Origin of the sequence: Pseudomonas sp. MB-090624, assembly GCF_003205245.1 — a bacterium.
GTDB classification, from domain to species: Bacteria; Pseudomonadota; Gammaproteobacteria; order Pseudomonadales; family Pseudomonadaceae; genus Aquipseudomonas; species Aquipseudomonas juntendi.
In genome coordinates this window covers 19,601-38,851 of record NZ_QJRK01000021.1, presented here as the reverse complement: position 1 = coordinate 38,851, position 19,251 = coordinate 19,601, and the positions used below count along the sequence as shown (strand labels likewise).

Genomic DNA, 19,251 nt, shown 5'->3' with positions numbered 1-19,251 from the left:
GGCCGATGGCCCATAACGACAAGGACGAGAGCGTGTGACATGACGAAAGGCAAGTCCGCCAAGTTGGCAGTATCGATACTGGTCATTGCAGGTCTGGCCGTGCTGGGGCTGCAACGCTGGCAGTACGCGAGGCAGTACGTCAGTACAGATAACGCCGAAGTGGACGGTGTGATCATACCCATCCGGGCCCGGCTGAGTGGCGTCGTAGTGCAGGTACCGGTGCATGAGAACACGCGGGTGAACGAAGGTGACCTGCTCTTCCAAGTACGTGACGACGAATACCAGCAGCGTGTTGAACAGGCTCAAGCCAATTACCTGGGCGCGCTTATGGCGACTGGTCAAGGTGGCATGCCTGGCCTGGTGGACAGCCAGGTCCGCGGCGCGGCAGCCCGTAGCCAGGCAGCACAGGCGACCATCGGTCAGTTGGCGGCCAGCGCTGGCCAAGCCCGCAGCGACTACCAGCGGGCACAGCGTCTGGCCGACCAAGGCGTGGTCAGTACCCAGGAGTTGGAAGCGGCACAGACTCGCTTCGCTGCGCTGAGCCATCAGTTGCAGGCGGCCCGCGACAACGCCAAGGCGGCCCGTGAGGGCACCTTGGCCAATCAGGCTGCACTGAAAGTTGAAGCGTACCGAATCAAGACCGCCGAAGCGGCGTTGGCCCTGGCCCGCATCGAACTGCAGGACACCCGGCATGCCTCACCCCAAGGGGGAGTGATCGTTCACAAGGATGTGCAACCCGGGCAGTTCGTAGTGGCCGGCCAGAAGCTGCTGAGTCTGGTCAGTACCGAGCACCTGTGGGTAGTGGCCAACTTCAAGGAAACCCAGATCGGCAGGGTACGTGTCGGTCAGCCGGCGCGCATCAGCATCGATGCCTTCCCAGGGCAGCAGTTCGCCGGCGTGGTGCACAGCCTGGTACCGGCAACGGGCGCGCGCTTCTCGCTGCTGCCACAGGAAAACGCCTCCGGTAACTTTACCAAGGTGGTGCAGCGGGTACAGGCGCGCATCGAGTTCCGCGAGTTGCCCGCCACCCTGCAGCAGGCGCTTGGCCAAGGCATGAGCGTGTTCGTCGAGGTCGATACCCGCAACAGCGGGCAAGCCCTATGAGGTCCCCGTGGCTGGTGGCCGTGACGGTCACCCTGATCTCGATGATGGAGTTGCTCGACGTGACGATCGTCAACGTCGCCATTCCCAGCCTGATGGGCAGCTTTGGGGCGTCGGTCGACGAGATTTCCTGGGTCTCGACCGGTTACATCGTCGCCAACGTGGTCATCCTGCCGGCCAGTGGCTGGCTGTCCGCCTGGTTTGGCCGGCGCCGCTACTACCTGGTTTCGTCGGCGCTTTTCGTAGTGGCTTCACTGGGTTGCGCGCTATCCCAGGAGCTGTGGCAGATGGTTTTCTGGCGGGTGATCCAGGGCTTGGCCGGGGGCGGCCTGCTGGGCATTTCGCAGGCGATCATCTACGACGTGTTCCCAAAGGAAAAAGTCAGCTCCGGCATGGCCTTGTACGGTGTCGGGGTAATGATGGGGCCCACGCTGGGCCCGTCGGTTGGGGGATACTTGATCGATGAATTTTCCTGGCACTGGATTTTTCTGATCAACCTGCCGATCGGGGCGTTGGCTTTACTGCTGGCGTGGCTGTGCGTGGGCGACTCGGCCAACGAGAAACGCCCGCACAGCATCGATTACCTGGGGTTCGTGCTGCTTGCCGTGGGTGTGGGCAGCTTGCAGATCCTGCTAGAGCGCGGCGAGCACTGGGACTGGCTGGAGTCGAACCTGAGCCTGCTGTGCATGGCCCTGGCGTTGCTGGGCTTGCTGGGCTTCTGCTATTGGGAGCGACGCGTGGCCAATCCCATCGTCAACCTGGCACTGTTCAACAACCGTGAATTCCTGCTGGGGTCGGTCTGCGCCTTTTGCGTTGGCTTCGGCCTGTACAGCACCTTGTTCATGGTGCCCCTGCTGCTGCAGACGCTACTCGAACAGAGCGCCTACCAAAGCGGCCTTGTCATCTTCCCCGGGGCCCTGGCCAGCGCGGTCAGCACTCTGGTAATCGGCAAGCTATCGCAGGAAAACCGTATTGATGAGCGCTACTTCATATGCTTGGGCATCCTGGTGTACGGCTACGCCATGTACCTGCATACGCAATTCACCCTGCAAAGCAATCCCGACACCCTCTACTGGCCGCTGATCATTCGCGGCTTCGGCCTGGGCATGATCTTCGTCCCATTGACCAACCTGGCCATGCGCCAGTTGCCGGGGCAGCTCATTTCCGTGGGCTCCGGCGTACTGAACCTGATGCGTCAGCTGGGTGGCAGCGTCGGCATCGCTATTGCCGCAACCTTGCTAACGCGTTTCTCCTGGGCCCGCTACCGCCAGTTGTCCGAACACGTCGACGAAAACCGACTGGTCGCCAGCGGCTGGGACCTGGCCAGCCTTGACCCACGGCGGCTATCCACCGACCTGACCAGCCCCGATCAGGCCAATGCTCTACTGGCCTTCATCCAAGCCCGGGAGCAGGCGCAGATGCTCGGCTTCAGCATGCTTTTCGGACTGCTCGGCGCCGTGATGCTGATCGGCGTGCCGATGGTGCTACTGATGCGCAATTCCCGCCAACCCAAGCCCTCACTTGCAAAGGAGTCCGCGACGTGTTCGGACAATGCACCCCCATCCGTCTAGCCTTGCTTGTGCTGACGCTGGTTTGCGCCAGCCCGGCCCAGGCGCGTGATCTATACCAAGCCTACCAGCAGGCCCTGGGGCATGACATGGCCTATGCCGCAGCCGAACAGCGCCAGCTGGCCGCAGCGCAGAAGGCTGAGCAAGGGTTGGCAACGTTATTGCCGCATCTGTCGTTTGAAAGCGGCGCAGCCTGGGTCGACCGCGAACACAGCGGTGCGCTCAGGCGCAACCGCGACAACACCAATGCCTATGCGCTGGTGTTGATCCAGCCGCTGCTGCGCTGGCAGAACGTGATCGGCCATGAGCAGGGCAAGGCCCAGGCCACGGCTGGCGAAATCGACCTGCTCGCAGCGCGCCAGGACTTGATGCTGCGCGTCGCCGACGCCTACTTCGAACTGTTGCTGTCCGAGGACCAATTGGCTACCACCCGCCAGCAGGTTCGAACCCTCGGCCGGCAACTGGACAAGGCGCAGCGCTTTCGCCGTGAGGGCTCAGGAACCCCGAGCGAGGTACAGCGCGTCCAGGCCCGCTACGACATGGCACAGGCCGAGCAGATTGCCGCCGACAATACCTTGCGCCTCAGTCAGCAGGCTCTTGGCCGGCTGACCGGGAGCACGCCGGGTGCCCTGGCCAGGCTCGATGAACAAGTCGCGTTCAGCGGCCCGCAACCGGCACGGCTGGCTGCCTGGGCGGACCAGGCCCGCCAGCATAATCTGAAGGTGCAGGCCGCCGAGGTCCGCCAACTGATTGCCGAACAGGAAGTGGAAAAGCAAAAGGCCGGCCACCTGCCCACCCTCGACCTGGTGGCCGCGCATGGCCGCTTTGCCTCGGTCGGTGGCAGCCTGTACGACGTGACAGTGCCCGAGGAGAAATACACACAAACCGTGGTTGGCGTGCAGCTCAGCGTACCGTTGTATTCCGGGGGCGCCACCCAGAGCCGCACCCGCGAAGCCCATGCCTTGCAAGGTGCCGCTCGGAACGAGCTGGAAGATGCACGCCGCGAGGCCGAGTTCATGGCCCGCCAGGCCTACTTGAACCTGACCGGCGGCATCACCCAGTACCAAGCCCTGCAACAGGCTCTGCGCTCCAGCCAGAGTGACCTGCGCATGACCGCACATGCCTTCGAGGCGGGCGCCCGGATAAGCAACGATGTGCTCGAGGCCGAACAGCAGCTGACCCGCACCCGCCTGCAATTGGCACGGCAACGCTATGCCATCCTGCAGGCGCAGCTACGCCTGATGGCAGCCAGTGGCAGCCTCAATGACGACAACCTCAAGGCGCTGAGCGCCCTGCTGACAGCGCAGGCTCAGGGGTAAACGCCCTCGCGGTACTGCCCGGCCACTTCGCGCAGCACTTCACACACCCACTGCCCCGGCAGGCTTTGCGGCAGGGCAGCATTGCGACAAATGCCCACCGAGCCACCGGGTTCACGCACACCCAGGTCAAGCTCGACCAGCTCGCCACGGCGCAGGTCGAGCAGCACGGCATCGCGCGGCGCCACCCATACGCCGTCACTGCTCAGCAGGTAGCGCCGGCTCAACGCCAGGGACAGCGTTTCCAGGCGCTGCGCCGGCAGCTGGATGCCGCATTGCACGAACAGGCTGTCGGCATGCTGGCGGATGGTGGTACCCGCAGGCGGCAAGACCAAGGGGTAACGCCCTACCTGGCCGCGCTCAACGGGTGTGCCGGTCAGCAGTGGGTGACCTGGGCGTACCACCAGGCTCATCGACTCGCTGTACAGGTGCTCGAACGACAAACCCTGGATTTGCGGGCTGTCGGTCATGCGCCCGACCACCAGCTCCAGTTCCCCCAGGTGCAGTTGGCCAAGCAGCTGTGCGCTGACCCCGGTCACCACCCTGATCACCAGCGCTTCATGACGCTGATGCAGGCGGCACAGCACTTCGGGCATGAGCAGGCCCTCGACCGTGGACAGCACGCCGATGCGGACCTGCGACGGCGCCCGTGCCTCGCCGCGCAGGCTGCTGACGCCATCGCGCAGGGCTTGCACGCTGGGCCCGGCATAGCGCATGAAGCGCGTACCGGCCGGCGTCAGCTCGACCCCTTGGCGGCTGCGCGCGAACAGCCGCGTTTCCAGCAGGTCTTCGAGCTCCTTGAGGGTCTTGGAGATCGCCGGCTGACTGATGGCGAGCACGTTGGCAGCCCTGGCCAGGCTGCCCTGCCGGGCAATCTCCAGAAAGCACAGCAGGTGGCGGTACTTGATGCGGGTGTCGAGGTTCATGCCGGCAAGCTTACCGCATCGCCGCCTGTGGCGTATCCGGGTCGCGCTGCTGGCGGCGGAACTGCCCGGGTGGCAGGCCGTGGATCTGGCGGAAACGTCGGGAAAAGTAGGCTTCGTCGGCAAAGCCGCACAGCCGTGCCACCTCGCCCACCGGGCGGCTGCCGTTGAGCAGGTAGTTGCGTGCGGCGTGCATGCGCCGCTCCAGCACCAGCTCACTGAAGGTCTTGCCGATTTCCTTGCGCAGCCAGTGGGTCAAGTAGGTGGGCGACAGGTAGGTGGCGGCGGCGACCTTCTGCAGGTTGAGGTCGGGGTCGTCGATATGCCTGCGCAGGTATTCGCTCATGCGGCCCAGCGCAGCGCGGCGGCTGAGCTGTGCGGCATTGCTCTCGGCCAGTTCGCGCAGCGGCTCGGCATACAGGCCACAGACCTGGCCGATCAGTTGCAGCAACAGGCCCTTGAGGATTTCGCGGGTGCCGAAGCGGCGGTTGGCATCCAGTACACGCATGCGGTCGAGGACTTGGCGTAACTCGGCAAAGTCGGCCTCGCCCAGGCAAAAGTCGAGGTGCTCCTGAAAGCGGAAGGGGGACAGCTCTGGCGCCTGCAGGATCGACACCTCTTCCAGGTCCATCGGGTCACAGGCCAAGTGGGGCAGCAGGAAGGTCTGGGAGAAGTTGATCACCACGAAGTCACTGTTGGCCGGGTGCGGGATCACATGCACCCGGTGCGGCAGGATGAAAGCCAGGGTGTTGCGCCTGAAGGGGCGCTGCACGCTACCGATGTGTTGCACCGTGTCGCCGCCCAGGTTGACCTGGATCTGGAAGTACTCGTGGCGATGCGGCGCTGTCTCGGCGGGGCGGCCGCGCTGGTCGCGGATGTAGAAGTCCATCAGCTCGCTGCGCTGCTGCATGACGTAGGTCGGGACCTCGCGCTTTGGGGGCATTGGGCTTACTCCAGGTTCCAGAATGGCGCTGCCTGTTCCGGCCGCTTCGCGGGCACGCCCGCTCCCACAGCATCATCACAGGGCTTGAAGGCTGCGCTGCACCTGTGGGAGCGGGCGTGCCCGCGAAGCGGCCGGAACAGGCAACGCAAGTTGTACGATGTCCAAACTCATCAAATTAAACCTGTCTGCAAAAACCTGCGCAACCCTGAACGTCCACAGCCCGCTAGAAATGCGACACCCAGCAGAAAAACCGGTCAAAACCCTACCTCTCGATTTTTTGGACAGTGCAGTCTTCCCTCGCCTCCCGTGAAAAAAACGATCTAAAACCGCCGTTGCATTCAAGACGTTGTACGACCACCTTAGTAAAGGGACTGCAGCCCAACCTCTACCAACAACAACAAACGAGGTCGACTCATGTCGAGCACGCCTACCCCCCGCGCCGCGTCGTCGTACGCGCTGGACGCGGCCCCTGCCCAGCGCCTGCCCACCCGCCGCCGCTGGTTCATGCTGTCGCTGCTGCTGGTGGCGACCATCATCAACTACGTCGACCGGGTGAACATTTCCATCGCCGCGCCGTTCATGGCCAAGGACCTTGGCCTGGACAAGGTCGAGATGGGCCTGATTTTCTCCGCCTTCGCCTGGACCTACGCCCTGGCCTTGGTGCCGGCAGGCTTTATCGCCGACCGCTTCGGCTCGCGCCTGACCTACGGCGTGTCGCTGATCAGCTGGTCGGCAGTGACCGTGGCCCAGGGCCTGGCCAGTGGCTTTGCCTCACTGTTCGGCCTGCGCCTGGCGGTCGGTGCCATGGAGGCCCCGGCCTTCCCGGCCAACAGCCGCGCCGTCACCGTGTGGTTCCCCGCCCGCGAGCGCGGCATGGCCAGCAGCATCTACGTGTGCGGCCAGTACCTGGGCACGGCGCTGTTCACTGGCGCCCTGCTGTGGCTGGCGACCACCTACGACTGGCGCCATGTGTTCTACAGCACGGGCCTGGTCGGCATCGTGTTTGGCGTGCTGTGGCTGTTCCTGTACCGCGACCCGTTGAACTGCAAGAAGGTCAGCAAGGAAGAACTGGCCTACATAGAGAACGGCGGCGGCTTGGTCAAAAGCAGCCAGCAACGCACCCGTTTCGACTGGCGCCAGGTCGCCGAGCTGTTCCGCTACCGCCAGGTGTGGGCGATCTGCCTGGGCAAGTTCGCCAGCACCTCGGCGCTGTATTTCTTCCTGACCTGGTTCCCGACCTACCTGATCGAAGAGCGCCAGCTGACCTTGATCAAGGTCGGCATTTTCGCGGTCATGCCGTTCATTGGCGCCACGGTCGGCATCCTGTTGGCGGGCATCGTCTCCGACCTGCTGATCCGCAAGGGCTACTCGCTGTCGTTTGCCCGCAAGCTGCCGCTGGTGGTGGGCTCGATGCTGGGCATGTCGATCGTGCTGGTGAACTTCACCGACTCCAACGTGCTGTGCATCGCCGTCCTGACCCTGGCGTTCTTTGCCCAGGGTATCGCTTCGTCGTCATGGGCGGCGGTGTCGGAAGTGGCGCCCAAGGAGTTGATCGGCCTGACCGGCGGGATTACCAGCCTGGCCGCTAACATTGGCGGCATCGTTACGCCCATCGTGATTGGCGCGATCGTGCAGGCCAGCGGTTCATTCGCCATGGCGTTCTGGTTCATTGGCGCGGTGGCGTTGATGGGGACGCTTTCGTATTCGCTGCTGCTGGGGAAGCTGTACCGCATCGAGCTCAAGACTGCAGCTTGAGATTCCCACGGCCTGTGCTGGCCTCATCGCTGGCAAGCCAGCGCCCACAAGGCCTGCGCAGTTGCCTGGACCTGTGGGCGCCGGCTTGCCGGCGATAGGGCCGGTACAGGTTGCCTGGATAGTCCAACCCAACCCCGCTTTCGTCCAACTTTAGCGGCCAGCCCGTGACATACGCTGGCCACCCCAGCAAGGAGGATTGACCCATGACTTACCTGTTCAACCCGCCGGCCATCGTCAGCCTGCCGATCCGCGGCAGCGATGTGCGCTTTCCGGTCGGCCGGGTGTTCTGCCTGGGCCGCAACTACCCATGGCCGGAAACCTACGGGCCGGCGCCACAGGAGCCGGTGTTCTTCATGAAACCAGCGAGCAATGTGGTCGAGGCAGCGGGCGAGCTGCCCTTCCCGCCGCAGACCGACGAGTTTTGCCACGAAATCGAGCTGGTCGCAGCCATCGCCAAGGGCGGTGCCGACATCGCCCCGGAGCATGCCCTGGAACACGTGTTCGGCTTTGCCGCCGGCCTGGACATGACCCGGCGCGATCACCAGCGCAAGGCCAAGGCCGAAGGCCTCCCCTGGGAGGCGGCCAAAGTGTTCGAGGCCTCGGCCCCCATGACTGCCATCGTGCCCGCCAGCGAGTGCGCCTGGCCGCTGAATGCGACGCTGTGGCTGCTGGTCAATGGCCAGGAGCGCCAGCGTGCCCACCTCAGCCAGCAGACCTGGACGTTGGCCGAAGTCATCAGCCGGCTGTCCCGCCAGCTGCCGCTCCGCCCGGGTGACCTGATCATGACCGGCAGCCCGCCCGGGGTGGCGGCGCTGAACCCGGGCGACACCCTCCACGCCGGCATCGACGGTATCGGCGAACTGCACTTGCACGTCGGCCCCCGCCCTGCCGGGCAAGCCGCCAACGCTGCCTGATTCCCCTGGAGTGACGAAATGAAGCAGAACAGGAAAATCGCTCTGGTCACCGGCGCCGGCAGCGGCATCGGCCGCGCCGTCGCCCTCGCCCTGCTGGAGGATGGCTTCAGCCTGGTCCTCGCCGGGCGCCGTCTCGAACCGCTGCAAGCGGTCGTCGAACAGGCGCAGGCTGCGGGCGGTGAAGCCATGGCGGTAGCCACTGACGTGCGAGATGAACAGAGCGTCGCGCAGCTGTTTGCCACCGTCGAGGAGGAACATGGGCGCCTCGACGTGATCTTCAACAATGCCGGCATCAATGCCCCGGCCGTACCGGTCGACGAGCTGCCGCTGGAAAACTGGCGCAACGTCATCGCTACCAACGTCGATGGGGTGTTCCTGTGTGCCCGCGCGGCCTTCGGCCTGATGCGCCGCCAGCAGCCGCAAGGCGGGCGGATCATCAACAACGGCTCGATATCGGCGCATACCCCACGCCCGTTCACCGCGCCCTACACCGCCAGCAAGCATGCGGTGCTGGGCCTGACCAAGGCACTGGCGCTGGACGGCCGGCCTTACAACATCGTCTGCAGCCAGGTAGACATCGGCAACGCCCTGACCGAGCTGTCCGAGCGCATGACCCGGGGTGTGCGCCAGGCCAATGGCGAGATCGCCGCCGAGCCAATGCTAAACGTGCGCCACGTGGCCGACGCGGTGCGCTACATCGCTGCGCTGCCGCTGGACGCCAACGTGCTGAACATGACCGTGATGGCCAGCAACATGCCATTCGTTGGCCGTGGCTGAACCTTGCTTTTGATGAACCCTGTTCCTGATGGAGTGACCGATGAAACCCGAAGTCCTGCAACTTAGCCCGATCCTCATCCCGCAGATCCGTGAGCGCCTTGAACAGTTGTTCACCGTACATCGCTACTACGAACAGGCCGACAAGGACGCCTATGTCAGCCAGCATGCCGACAATATCCGCGGCGTGATCACCGGTGGCCACACAGGTATCAGCCAGGCACTGATGGCGCGCCTGCCCAACCTGGAAGTGATCGCGGTCAATGGTGTCGGCACCGACGCGGTCGACCTGGCCTACGCCCGCGACCGCGGCATCCAGGTGACAGCGACCATCGGTGCCCTCACCGAGGACGTTGCCGACCTCGCCATCGGCCTGCTGATCGGTGTGTGCCGGGGCATCTGCACCGGTGACCGTTTCGTGCGCGCCGGCCATTGGGCCACCAGTGCCACGCCGCTGGCACCGTTGCCACTGGCCCGTCAGGTGTCGGGCATGCGCGTGGGCATTGTTGGCATGGGCCGGGTCGGCCGCGCGGTGGCGCAGCGGGCAGCCGCGTTCGGTTGCCCGATTCGCTACACCGACTTGCAGGCGCTGGATGTGCCATACGGGTTCGAGGCCGACCTGCTGCAGTTGGCCAAGCACAGCGACGCACTGATCCTTGCAGCGGCGGCCGACAAGGGTGAGGCGCTGATCGATCGCGACGTGCTGCGGGCCTTGGGCAGCGAGGGTTACCTGATCAACATCGCGCGCGGCAAGCTGGTGGACGAACCGGCCTTGATCGCGGCATTACAGGCTGGCGAGATCGCCGGCGCGGCGCTGGATGTGTTTGCCGATGAGCCGCGAGCGCCCGAGGCGTTGTTCGAGCGTGAGGACGTGGTACTGCAGCCGCACCGGGCCAGTGCCACCGTGCAGACCCGCACGCGCATGGGCGAGATGGTGGTGGCCAGCCTGGTAGATGTGTTTGCCGGCCGCACGCCGCAGGGGCTGGTGTTCTGAGGCACTAGTGCCGGCCTCTTCGCGGGCTCGCCCGCTCCCACAGAGTCATCGCAGGGCTTGAGGGCTGCGCTGTACCTGTAGGAGCGGGCAAGCCCGCGAAAGGGCCGGCACTGGCAATGCACGAGAATCAGGCCACAGCCAGTTCCACCGCGTCACCCTTCAACCGCACCGGCCATACCCGCAAGCGCTGCCCGCTGTCCTCCAGGCATTCCCCGGTGTGCAGGCTGAAATGCTGCTTGTACAAAGGCGCCGCCACCACCAGCTCACCCTGCACGCTCCCCACCAAGCCGCGGCCGATGATGTTGGCCCCGGAGCGTGGGTCGCGGTTATCCACCGCGTACAGCGCCTGGGCTTGGCCAGGTAGATAGAACAGCGCCACCTGGGCACCGTCGAGCCACACCACCACACCGGAGTCGGCCACCAGATCTTGCGCCCGGCACACGGCCTGCCAGTTCTCGCGTTCGTTCACAGCAGCATTGGACAGCATCATCAGACAGCCTCCTCGACAGTGGGGATCAGGTGCAGCGGCGCGGCAGGCCGGCGTTGTTCGCGTTCACGCACGAAGTGCACGTCCGGGTCGGCGCGCTGGTCGTTGACAAAGGTCCGGAAGCGCTTGAGCTTCTCAGGGTCGTTCAGGGCGTTGGCCCATTCGCACTGATACTGGTCGACCACATGCTGCATCTGCGCTTCCAGTTCGCTGGCCAGGCCCAGGCTGTCGTCGATGACCACCTGTTTCAGGTAGTCCAGCCCGCCCTCGAGGTTTTCACGCCACACCGAAGTGCGCTGCAGCTTGTCGGCGGTGCGGATATAGAACATCAGCACGCGGTCGATCAGGCGTACCAGGGTTTCGTCGTCCAGGTCGGTGGCAAACAGTTCAGCATGCCGCGGGCGCATGCCGCCGTTACCGCACACGTACAGGTTCCAGCCCTTGTCGGTGGCGATCACACCAATGTCCTTGCTCTGCGCCTCGGCACATTCGCGGGTGCAGCCAGACACGGCGAACTTGAGCTTGTGCGGGCTGCGCAGGCCCTTGTAGCGGTCTTCCAGGCGCAGGGCCATGGCCACGCTGTCCTGCACGCCGTAGCGGCACCAGGTACTGCCCACGCACGACTTCACCGTACGGGTCGATTTGCCGTAGGCATGGCCTGTTTCGAAACCGGCCTCGATCAACTCCCCCCAGATGAGCGGCAATTCGTGCAGCTGGGCGCCGAACAGGTCGATGCGCTGGCCGCCGGTGATCTTGGTGTACAGGTCGTACTTCTTGGCCACCTGGCCAATCACGATGAGTTTGTCCGGGGTGATTTCACCCCCCGGAATACGCGGCACCACCGAGTAGGTGCCGTTTTTCTGCATATTGGCCATGAAGGTGTCGTTGGTGTCCTGCAGCGGCACCAGCGCCGGGTCCATGATCGGCTGGTTCCAGCAGGAGGCAAGGATGTTGCCCACCGCCGGCTTGCAGATGTCACAGCCGGTGTGGCCCTTGCCGTGACGTGCGAGCAATTCGCTGAAGGTGCGGATGCCCTCCACCCGCACCATGCCGTACAGCTCTTGCCGGGTGTAGGCGAAGTGCTCGCACAGGCTTTTGTCCACCGCTACACCGCGGGCCGTCAGTTCATGCTCGAAGACTTGCTTGAGCAAGGCCGCGCAGCCGCCACAGCCGGTTGCCGCCTTGGTGCAGCCCTTGACCGCAGCCAGGTCGCTGCAGCCGCTGTCGATGGCGGCACAGACTGCACCCTTGCTGACGTTATGGCAGGAGCAGATGGTGGCGCTGTCGGGCAAGGCGTCGGCCCCCAGCGCTGGTGCTGCGCCGCCTTGCGGCAGGATCAGCGCGGCGGGGTCGGCCGGCAGGGCAATACCGTTCTGGGCATACTGCAGCAAGGTGTCGTAATAGCTGTTGTCGCCAACCAGCACCGCACCCAGCACATGCTTGCCGCTGGCATCCACTACCAGCCGCCGGTAGGCGCTGTTGGCTTCGTCGATGAAGCGGTAGCTGCGTGCACCGGGCGTAGCACCGTGGGCATCACCGATCGAACCGACGTCCACCCCCAGCAGCTTGAGCTTGGTCGACATGTCGGCACCGCTGAACGGCACCGGCGCCTCGCCGCAGAGCAATGCCGCCAGGTTGCGCGCCATGCTGTAGCCGGGAGCCACCAGGCCGAACACGCTGCCGTTCCACGATGCGCATTCACCGATGGCGAAGATGCGCGGGTCACTGCTGCGGCAGTGCTCGTCGATCACCACCCCGCCGCGTGGGGCGACGTCCAGGCCGCAGGCACGGCCAAGGGCATCTTGTGGGCGAATGCCAGCGGAGAACACGATCAGGTCGGTTTCCAGGTATTCTCCACCGTCGAAGTTCATGCGGTAGCGGTAAGCGTCGCCCTGGCTGATCGACTGGGTGGCACGCGACAGGTGCACCCCCACGCCCAGCGCTTCGATCTGTGCCTTGAGCGCTGCGCCGCCCTCGCCATCCAGTTGCACCGGCATCAGCCGTGGCGCGAACTCCACCACGTGGGCTTCCAGGCCGAGCGACTTGAGGGCGTTGGCCGCTTCCAGCCCCAGTAGGCCACCCCCCACCACCACGCCACGGCGGGCGCTGGCGGCGGCAGCGCGAATGCCATCGAGGTCGTCGAGGGTACGGTAGACCAGGCGGGCATCACCGCTGGAGCCCTCGATCGGCGGCACAAAGGGGTAGGAACCGGTCGCCAGGACCAGTTGGTCGTAGCCGTAGCGGCCTTGCGCGGTAACCACCTCGCCCCGCTCGCGATCGATCTGCAGGACCGCTTCGCCAAGGTGCAGGTGCACACCGCTGGTGGTGTAGAAGTCGTGCTCGCACAGGGCCAGGGTTTCGGCACAGCTACCGCCAAAGTACTCGGACAGGTGCACTCGGTCGTAGGCGCGCTGGCGCTCCTCGCCGAACACCCGTACCTCGAACTGCTGCAGGGCGCCGCGGCTGACCAGTTGTTCGACACAGTGGTGGCCGACCATGCCGTTGCCGACGATGACCAGTCGCTCTCGTTGCCCGCTGCTCGCTGTTGCCTTCATAAGCCGATCCTCGATCAAAAAAAAAGCGCCTGGAGCCGAAGCTCCAGGCGCCTTTGCCTGTATTCATCACGGTAGGGGGCCCGGTTGATCGCCGTTGATCAGTGGGCTTTGTTGTTACATGGGCTAAGCAGGGAGTGTGCCAAGCCCGTTGCCGGGGGTGGACACGTTACGCGCAAACCCGCGCCTGCACGGGCCTGCACAGCGTTCCAGGCCTTTGCAGCAGCGGGCTCGCTCGCCCGCCACCCGGCACCGGCTGCGCACATTCCCAGTGCACTGCAGCCCATCGCGGTGCACATCAGTACACGTCACGCCGGTAGCGCCGGGCCTGGTTCAGGCCGTCGACGTAGGCATCAGCCGCCGCCGCATCCATGCCGCCATGCTCGGCGACAATCGCCCGCAAGGCCGCATCCACATCCCTGGCCATGCGCTGGGCATCACCGCAGACATAGAAGTACGCCCCGGCCTGCAACCATTGCCACAGCTGCGCACCGTGCTCGAGCATGCGCGTCTGCACGTAGATCTTTTGCGCCTGGTCACGCGAGAACGCCGTGTCCAGCCGCAGGTGCCCCGTGGCTTGCCAGGCCTGCAATTGCGCCTGGTAATAAAAGTCGCTCGCAGCGTGCTGCTCGCCGAAGAACAGCCAGTTCGGCCCGCTGGCGCCGCGCGCTTCGCGCTCTTCAAGGAACGCCCGAAACGGCGCAATGCCAGTACCAGGGCCGACCATGATCAACGGCACACCATCGTCCTCAGGCAGGCGGAAGTGCTTCGACACCTGCGGGAAGATCGCCACCTTCAACGCCTGTGCCCGGTCGGCCAGGAAGCTGGAGCACACACCGTTGCGATCACCGTAGCGCACCGTGGAAACGGTCAGGTGCACCTGTTGCGGGTGCGCCAGTGGGCTGGAACTGATCGAGTACAGCCGTGGCTGCAACGGCTTGAGCAACGCGAGCCAACTGGCCAGTGGCAGTTGCTGCGGGAAGGCGCGCAACACATCGACCAGTTGCCGGCCCCACAACCACGCTTGCAGTTCGGCCTTGCACTCAGGCTGCAGCAGGCGCTGCAGGTCGGGGGCATTAGCGGCGAACACCTGCAGTTGCTGTGGGGTGACCTTGGCGATTTCCAGGTGTGCCTGCAGGGCTTCGGCCAGCGGCATGGCTGGCTGGCCCTTCAATTCCACCAGCGCCTGGCCGTCGAGTTGCATCAGCGCCAGCAGTTCTGCGACCAGCGCCGGACAATTGCGTGGCCATACCCCCAGGGCGTCGCCGGCGGCGTAGGTGAAACCGCTGCCACTGAGGTCGAAGACCAACTGGCGGGTTTCCTTGCTGGCACCGGGGCCGTTGAGCAGCCGGTTTTCCAGCAGGGTGGCCGCCCAGGGCCGCTGCTTGGTGTAAGCCGCCACGGGTGCCGCTGCGCCGGCCGGCTGTGCCGCGGCGGTGCTGCCCAGGCTTGGCAGCAGTGCCTCCAGCCAGCCGGCAAACACTTCGTCGAAGTCGGGCTCGCAGTCCACCCGTTGCAGCAGGCGCCGGCCGCCCAGCTCGGCCAGCCGCTGGTCCAGCTTGCGGCCAAAACCACAGAACTGCTCATAACTGGAGTCGCCCAAGGCCAGCACGGCATACGGTAGCTCGGCGCAGTGGCCGCCCTCCTCACCTTGCAACGCCTGCCAGAAGTTCGCGGCACTGTCGGGGGCCTCGCCATCACCGAACGTGCTGGTGATGAACACCACGCTGGCAGCGCCACGCAGCTGGCTGGGGCGGGTCGCCTGCATGCAACTGAGCTGCACCTGCAGGCCTGCGCCGCGCAGGCGTTCGGCGCAGCGCTCGGCCAGCAGTTCGCAGTTGCCGGTCTGCGAAGCCCATACCACCTGGTGCAGCGGCTGGGCTGGCGCCGCGGCCGGTGCCTGGGCAGGGGTCGCGAACAGCCCGGCCAGCAAGCCGTCAACGAACATACGCCGGCTGGCCGGCAGCGGCGCACTGGCCGGCAGGCTGGGCACAGCGTCGGCGCGCGCCTGGGCCAGCCCCAGCAGAAAACCTTGCAGATAGTGGCGCTCGTCTTCGGCCAGCACCGGGGCCGGCAAGGTGTCCAGGCCTAACAGGCGGGACAAGGTGGCGGTAGGCATGCTGGCAGGCTCGGCAACGGAGGTGTGCAGTTCAAGGGCATCGATACGCTCGCCGGCAACCCGCTGCAGGGCCACGGCGCAGTGCTTGAATGCGGGCTGCAACGACAGAGGGTCGAGCGCATCGCAGGTCACGGCATTGATGGCCAGCTGCTCACCGACCAGGTCGTTCCAGTGAAACGGCGCAAAGCAGTTGCCCGGCATGACCCGGTCGCTGATACGCGCCGGGAGCACGGCCTGGCCACGCCGCGAGCGAACGGCCACCTGGTCTTTCTCGGCAATGCCCAAACGGGCGGCATCTTCCGGGTGGATTTCAACGAACGGGCCGGGCTCCAGCTTGTTCAGCGCCGGTACCTTGCCGGTCTTGGTCAGGGTGTGCCAGTGGTGCTGCACGCGGCCGGTGTTGAGCACCAGGGGGTAGGCGTCATCCGGCAACTCAGCGGCGGGCAACCAGGGCCGGGCGAAGAAGCGTGCCTTGCCACTGGCCGTGGGGAAGGCGATAGCCGGCCGCTGCCCTTCGTCATCGAGCAGCAGCGCCTGGCTGCTGCCATCGTTCAGGTAACGCAGCGGGCTGCGGTGCTGCTCGCGCCCCGGGGCGCTGGGCCACTGCCGGGGTTGCTGACGCAGGTCGGCATAGCTGATGCCACGCAGGTCATAGCCGGTGGCCGGGTTGTGAAAGCGGCGAATTTCCTCATACACCGCCTCGGCGTTCGGGTAATCGAAGGCCTCGCCATAGCCCATCGCGCAGGCCACGCGGGCGATGATCTGCCAGTCCGGCAGGCTTTGCCCGGGCGGCTCGACAGCGCGGGGCATCAGGGTCAGGTTGCGTTCGCTGTTGATCATCACGCCCTCGCCTTCGGCCCACAGCGCAGCAGGCAGCAGGATATCGGCGTAACGGTTGGTTTCGGTGTCGAGGAAGGCGTCCTGGGCGATCACCAGGTCGGCCTGGCGCAAGCCGTCGAGTACCTGCTGGCGGTTGGCGACACTGGCAACCGGGTTGCTGCAGATGATCCAGCAGGCTTTCACCTCGCCGGCCTTGAGTTGCTCGAACAGGGCCACCGTTCCCTCGCCGGCTTCGCTGCGCAGGCTACCGGGTGGCAGTTGCCACTGCTGTTCGACGAAGGCACGGTCGGCCGCCACCAGCGCCGAGCGCTGGCCGGGCAAGCCGGGCCCCATGTAGCCCATTTCGCGGCCGCCCATGGCATTGGGCTGGCCGGTCAACGAGAACGGCCCGCTGCCAGGGCGGCAAATGGCACCGGTGGCCAGGTGCAGGTTGCAGATGGCATTGCTGTGCCAGGTGCCATGAATGCTCTGGTTCAGCCCCATGGTCCAGCAGCTCATCCAGTTGCCGGCGCTGCCGATCCATTGCGCGGCCTTGACGATGTCGGCCTCGGCCAGCCCGGTGATGGCGGCCACCCGTTCGGGGCTGTAGTCATCGAGCAAGGCGGGCATGTCGTCCCAGCCTTCGGTATGGCGGGCGATGAAGTCCGGTTGGGTGTGGCCATTGCGATGCAGCAGGTGCAGCAGGCCATTGAGCAAGGCCATGTCGCTGCCGGGGCGCAGCTGCAGGAACAGGTCGGCCTTGTCGGCCGTGGCGCTGCGCCGAGGATCTACGACGATCAGTTTGGCCCCCGCCTTGACCCGGTCGAGCAGGCGCAAGAACAGGATCGGGTGGCAGTCAGCCATGTTCGAACCGATCACCAGAAACACATCGGCGTGCTCAAAATCCTCGTAGCTGCCAGGCGGGCCGTCGGCGCCTAGCGACAGCTTGTAGCCGCTGCCGGCACTGGCCATGCACAAGCGCGAATTGGACTCGATGTGGCGGGTGCGAATGAAACCCTTGGCCAGCTTGTTGGCCAGGTACTGGGCCTCCAGCGACATCTGCCCGGACACGTAGAGCGCTACGGCGTCTGGCCCATGCCGGTCGATGATGCCACGCAGGCGCTTAGCACTCTCGGCAATTGCCTGGTCCATGTTGGCGCGCACTGGCGGCTGGTTGCGTTGCTGGCGCAGGTAGGCGTCTTCCATGCGCCCGGCCGCCGTCAGCGGCAAGTGGGCGGTAAGGCCCTTGGTGCACAGCCGGCCGTAGTTGCTGGGGTGCTGCTTGTCGCCGCTGATCTTGCCGACCTTGCCGTCGGCAACGCTCATGACGATGCCGCAACCAACCCCGCAATACGGGCATACGCTGCGCACTTCGTTATTGACCATGGGCGGGCTCCTGTGGAAACGCAAAAAGGCGCCGGCTGCCCCGGCCTGCAGCAGCAAGCGGGGGCAACACGGCGCCTTTGTCGTGAGAATGTGCGGGCTGTCGACGTTGATGGCCCGGGATGGGAGGTAGCCAGCAATTAGTGGGCCAGCTGGAGCAGACGCTTCTACCACGCCCGCGCTCTGGCGTACCGTGCGCACCCTGCGCACCATGCGGTGGCAACTTCACACCCGCTGGCGCTATGCTGGGGCAAATTCCAGCATGAGCAACCGCCCTTTCCCCATGCCCCAGGTGATCCTCAAGACCCCCGCCCAACTCGAGCTGATGCGCCGGGCCGGCCAGTTGCTGGCCCAGGTATTCGCTGACCTCGACAACTTCATCCGCCCCGGCGTGACCACCCTGCAAATCAACGACCGCGCCGAAGCCTACATTGTCGAAACGCTCAAGGCCGGCCTGCGAGCAAGGGCCAGTACGGGTTCCCCTACTCGCTCAATACGTCGGTGGACCATGTGGTGTGCCATGGCATACCCAGGGCCGACGAGGTGCTTGAGGAAGGCTCGATCGTCAACGTCGACATTACCCTGGAACAGGGCGGCTACATCGCCGACGCCTCGAAGATGTACTGCATTGGCACGATCAGCGACGAGGCCCGCCGCCTGGTCGACACCACCTATGCAGCGCTGTGGAAAGGCATCGAGCAGGTGCGCCCTGGGGCCACGCTGGGTGACATCGGCCACGCCGTGCAGGCCCATGCCGAGGCCGCGGGCTACAGCGTGGTGCGCGAATACTGTGGGCATGGTATCGGCCAGCAGATGCATGAAGCACCGGAGGTGTTGCACGTGGGCCAGCGCGGCATGGGCATGAAGCTCAAGCCAGGCATGGTGTTCACCATCGAACCGATGATCAACCAGGGTGGGCGCGGCACGCGCGAACTGAAAGATGGCTGGACGGTGGTTACCCGCGACCACAGCTTGTCGGCGCAGTGGGAGCACACGGTGGCGGTGACGGACGACGGTTTCGAAGTGCTGACGTTGCGTGAAGAAGAACGCCGGGGCTGAAACTGAAGCGTTCTGCGGGCTCTTGAAGCATACAGGCACAAAAAAAGCGACCCTAGGGTCGCTTTCTTTGTAACTTCCGGGCGTTCAGTGGGCCCTGGAAGTTGAATATGGCGCAGCGGACGGGACTCGAACCCGCGACCCCCGGCGTGACAGGCCGGTATTCTAACCGACTGAACTACCGCTGCGCTATACATCGAGTGGTGGGTGATGACGGGATCGAACCGCCGACCCTCTGCTTGTAAGGCAGATGCTCTCCCGGCTGAGCTAATCACCCATGTCTCTCGGTGTGGCGCGCATTCTACGGGCGACTTTTCGCTCTGGCAAGCCCTTATCGAAGTTTTTGCGCATTTAAATCAGGCACAAAATTTCAGGCAAAAAAAAGCGACCCTAAGGTCGCTTTCTTTGTAACTTCCGGGTGTTCAGTGGGCCCTGGAAGTTGAATATGGCGCAGCGGACGGGACTCGAACCCGCGACCCCCGGCGTGACAGGCCGGTATTCTAACCGACTGAACTACCGCTGCGCTATACATCGAGTGGTGGGTGAT

12 protein-coding genes, 3 tRNA genes and 1 pseudogene are annotated in these 19,251 nt (G+C 65.0%); 8 read left to right on the top strand and 8 right to left on the bottom strand.

Annotated features, from left to right (window positions below; genetic code table 11):
• Positions 1 to 39: 39 nt before the first annotated feature.
• The 3 genes from DMX12_RS13385 to DMX12_RS13375 are packed head-to-tail and all read left to right on the top strand — an operon-like array spanning position 40 to position 3,988.
• On the top strand, positions 40 to 1,104 hold the full coding sequence (locus DMX12_RS13385) for an HlyD family secretion protein (protein WP_110678037.1): 1,065 nt from the start codon (positions 40 to 42) through the stop codon (positions 1,102 to 1,104).
• Positions 1,101 to 2,672: a DHA2 family efflux MFS transporter permease subunit gene (locus DMX12_RS13380; RefSeq protein ID WP_110678034.1), complete on the top strand. Its 1,572-nt coding sequence runs from the start codon at positions 1,101 to 1,103 to the stop codon at positions 2,670 to 2,672. The genes DMX12_RS13385 and DMX12_RS13380 overlap by 4 nt, the downstream gene beginning before the upstream one ends.
• Positions 2,642 to 3,988: a TolC family outer membrane protein gene (locus tag DMX12_RS13375; RefSeq protein ID WP_110678032.1), complete on the top strand. Its 1,347-nt coding sequence runs from the start codon at positions 2,642 to 2,644 to the stop codon at positions 3,986 to 3,988. Before DMX12_RS13380 ends, DMX12_RS13375 begins: the two co-directional genes overlap by 31 nt.
• On the opposite strand, the gene pcaQ is transcribed toward DMX12_RS13375, so the two are convergent.
• Both pcaQ and DMX12_RS13365 read right to left on the bottom strand, forming a co-directional pair.
• Positions 3,979 to 4,911: a pca operon transcription factor PcaQ gene (gene pcaQ / locus DMX12_RS13370; RefSeq protein WP_110678030.1), complete on the bottom strand. Its 933-nt coding sequence runs from the start codon at positions 4,909 to 4,911 to the stop codon at positions 3,979 to 3,981. The genes DMX12_RS13375 and pcaQ overlap by 10 nt on opposite strands.
• A gap of 10 nt (positions 4,912 to 4,921) precedes the next feature.
• Positions 4,922 to 5,851, bottom strand: a complete 930-nt coding sequence (locus tag DMX12_RS13365; protein ID WP_054905610.1) for an AraC family transcriptional regulator — start codon at positions 5,849 to 5,851, stop codon at positions 4,922 to 4,924.
• A 414-nt stretch (positions 5,852 to 6,265) separates the two neighbouring features.
• Between DMX12_RS13365 and DMX12_RS13355 the strand changes: the two genes are divergently transcribed.
• From DMX12_RS13355 to DMX12_RS13335, 4 genes are all read left to right on the top strand, one after another.
• Complete coding sequence (locus DMX12_RS13355) at positions 6,266 to 7,606, top strand: MFS transporter (protein WP_110678027.1); 1,341 nt, start codon at positions 6,266 to 6,268, stop codon at positions 7,604 to 7,606.
• A 203-nt stretch (positions 7,607 to 7,809) separates the two neighbouring features.
• A complete protein-coding gene (locus tag DMX12_RS13345) occupies positions 7,810 to 8,520 on the top strand; it encodes a fumarylacetoacetate hydrolase family protein (RefSeq protein WP_110678024.1) in 711 nt (236 codons plus the stop codon).
• Positions 8,521 to 8,538: 18 nt separating this feature from the next.
• Positions 8,539 to 9,297, top strand: coding sequence for an SDR family oxidoreductase (locus DMX12_RS13340; RefSeq protein ID WP_110678022.1), 759 nt, complete (start codon positions 8,539 to 8,541; stop codon positions 9,295 to 9,297).
• Between the two features lie 40 nt (positions 9,298 to 9,337).
• On the top strand, positions 9,338 to 10,288 hold the full coding sequence (locus DMX12_RS13335) for a 2-hydroxyacid dehydrogenase (RefSeq protein ID WP_110678020.1): 951 nt from the start codon (positions 9,338 to 9,340) through the stop codon (positions 10,286 to 10,288).
• A gap of 127 nt (positions 10,289 to 10,415) precedes the next feature.
• Here DMX12_RS13335 and nirD read toward each other — a convergent pair whose 3' ends face one another.
• The 3 genes from nirD to DMX12_RS13315 form a co-directional block, all read right to left on the bottom strand.
• Positions 10,416 to 10,778 (bottom strand): nitrite reductase small subunit NirD, encoded by a 363-nt coding sequence (nirD, locus tag DMX12_RS13325; protein ID WP_110678018.1) that lies wholly within the window; start codon positions 10,776 to 10,778, stop codon positions 10,416 to 10,418.
• On the bottom strand, positions 10,778 to 13,330 hold the full coding sequence (nirB, locus tag DMX12_RS13320) for a nitrite reductase large subunit NirB (RefSeq protein ID WP_110678016.1): 2,553 nt from the start codon (positions 13,328 to 13,330) through the stop codon (positions 10,778 to 10,780). The genes nirD and nirB overlap by 1 nt, the downstream gene beginning before the upstream one ends.
• 295 nt (positions 13,331 to 13,625) lie before the next feature.
• Positions 13,626 to 17,651, bottom strand: coding sequence for a bifunctional nitrate reductase/sulfite reductase flavoprotein subunit alpha (locus tag DMX12_RS13315; RefSeq protein ID WP_110678014.1), 4,026 nt, complete (start codon positions 17,649 to 17,651; stop codon positions 13,626 to 13,628).
• A 259-nt stretch (positions 17,652 to 17,910) separates the two neighbouring features.
• Here DMX12_RS13315 and map point away from each other — a divergent pair.
• Positions 17,911 to 18,707, top strand: a pseudogene (gene map / locus DMX12_RS13310) (type I methionyl aminopeptidase).
• A 108-nt stretch (positions 18,708 to 18,815) separates the two neighbouring features.
• On the opposite strand, the gene DMX12_RS13305 reads toward map, so the two are convergent.
• The 3 genes from DMX12_RS13305 to DMX12_RS13295 all read right to left on the bottom strand — a co-directional run bounded on the left by DMX12_RS13305 (position 18,816) and on the right by DMX12_RS13295 (position 19,227).
• Positions 18,816 to 18,892 (bottom strand) — tRNA-Asp (locus tag DMX12_RS13305).
• Between the two features lie 13 nt (positions 18,893 to 18,905).
• Positions 18,906 to 18,981 (bottom strand) — tRNA-Val (locus DMX12_RS13300).
• 169 nt (positions 18,982 to 19,150) lie between these two features.
• Positions 19,151 to 19,227 (bottom strand) — tRNA-Asp (locus DMX12_RS13295).
• Positions 19,228 to 19,251: the final 24 nt, after the last annotated feature.

Excerpts from the sequence above, each read along its gene's own strand:
- DMX12_RS13380 (WP_110678034.1), top strand. The coding sequence starts at position 1,101 with ATGAGGTCCCCGTGGCTGGTGGCCGTGACGGTCACCCTGATCTCGATG.
- DMX12_RS13340 (WP_110678022.1), top strand. The coding sequence starts at position 8,539 with ATGAAGCAGAACAGGAAAATCGCTCTGGTCACCGGCGCCGGCAGCGGC.
- DMX12_RS13335 (WP_110678020.1), top strand. The coding sequence starts at position 9,338 with ATGAAACCCGAAGTCCTGCAACTTAGCCCGATCCTCATCCCGCAGATC.
- pcaQ (WP_110678030.1), bottom strand. The coding sequence starts at position 4,911 with ATGAACCTCGACACCCGCATCAAGTACCGCCACCTGCTGTGCTTTCTG.
- DMX12_RS13385 (WP_110678037.1), top strand. The coding sequence starts at position 40 with ATGACGAAAGGCAAGTCCGCCAAGTTGGCAGTATCGATACTGGTCATT.
- DMX12_RS13345 (WP_110678024.1), top strand. The coding sequence starts at position 7,810 with ATGACTTACCTGTTCAACCCGCCGGCCATCGTCAGCCTGCCGATCCGC.
- nirD (WP_110678018.1), bottom strand. The coding sequence starts at position 10,778 with ATGATGCTGTCCAATGCTGCTGTGAACGAACGCGAGAACTGGCAGGCC.
- DMX12_RS13315 (WP_110678014.1), bottom strand. The coding sequence starts at position 17,651 with ATGGTCAATAACGAAGTGCGCAGCGTATGCCCGTATTGCGGGGTTGGT.
- DMX12_RS13365 (WP_054905610.1), bottom strand. The coding sequence starts at position 5,851 with ATGCCCCCAAAGCGCGAGGTCCCGACCTACGTCATGCAGCAGCGCAGC.
- nirB (WP_110678016.1), bottom strand. The coding sequence starts at position 13,330 with ATGAAGGCAACAGCGAGCAGCGGGCAACGAGAGCGACTGGTCATCGTC.
- DMX12_RS13355 (WP_110678027.1), top strand. The coding sequence starts at position 6,266 with ATGTCGAGCACGCCTACCCCCCGCGCCGCGTCGTCGTACGCGCTGGAC.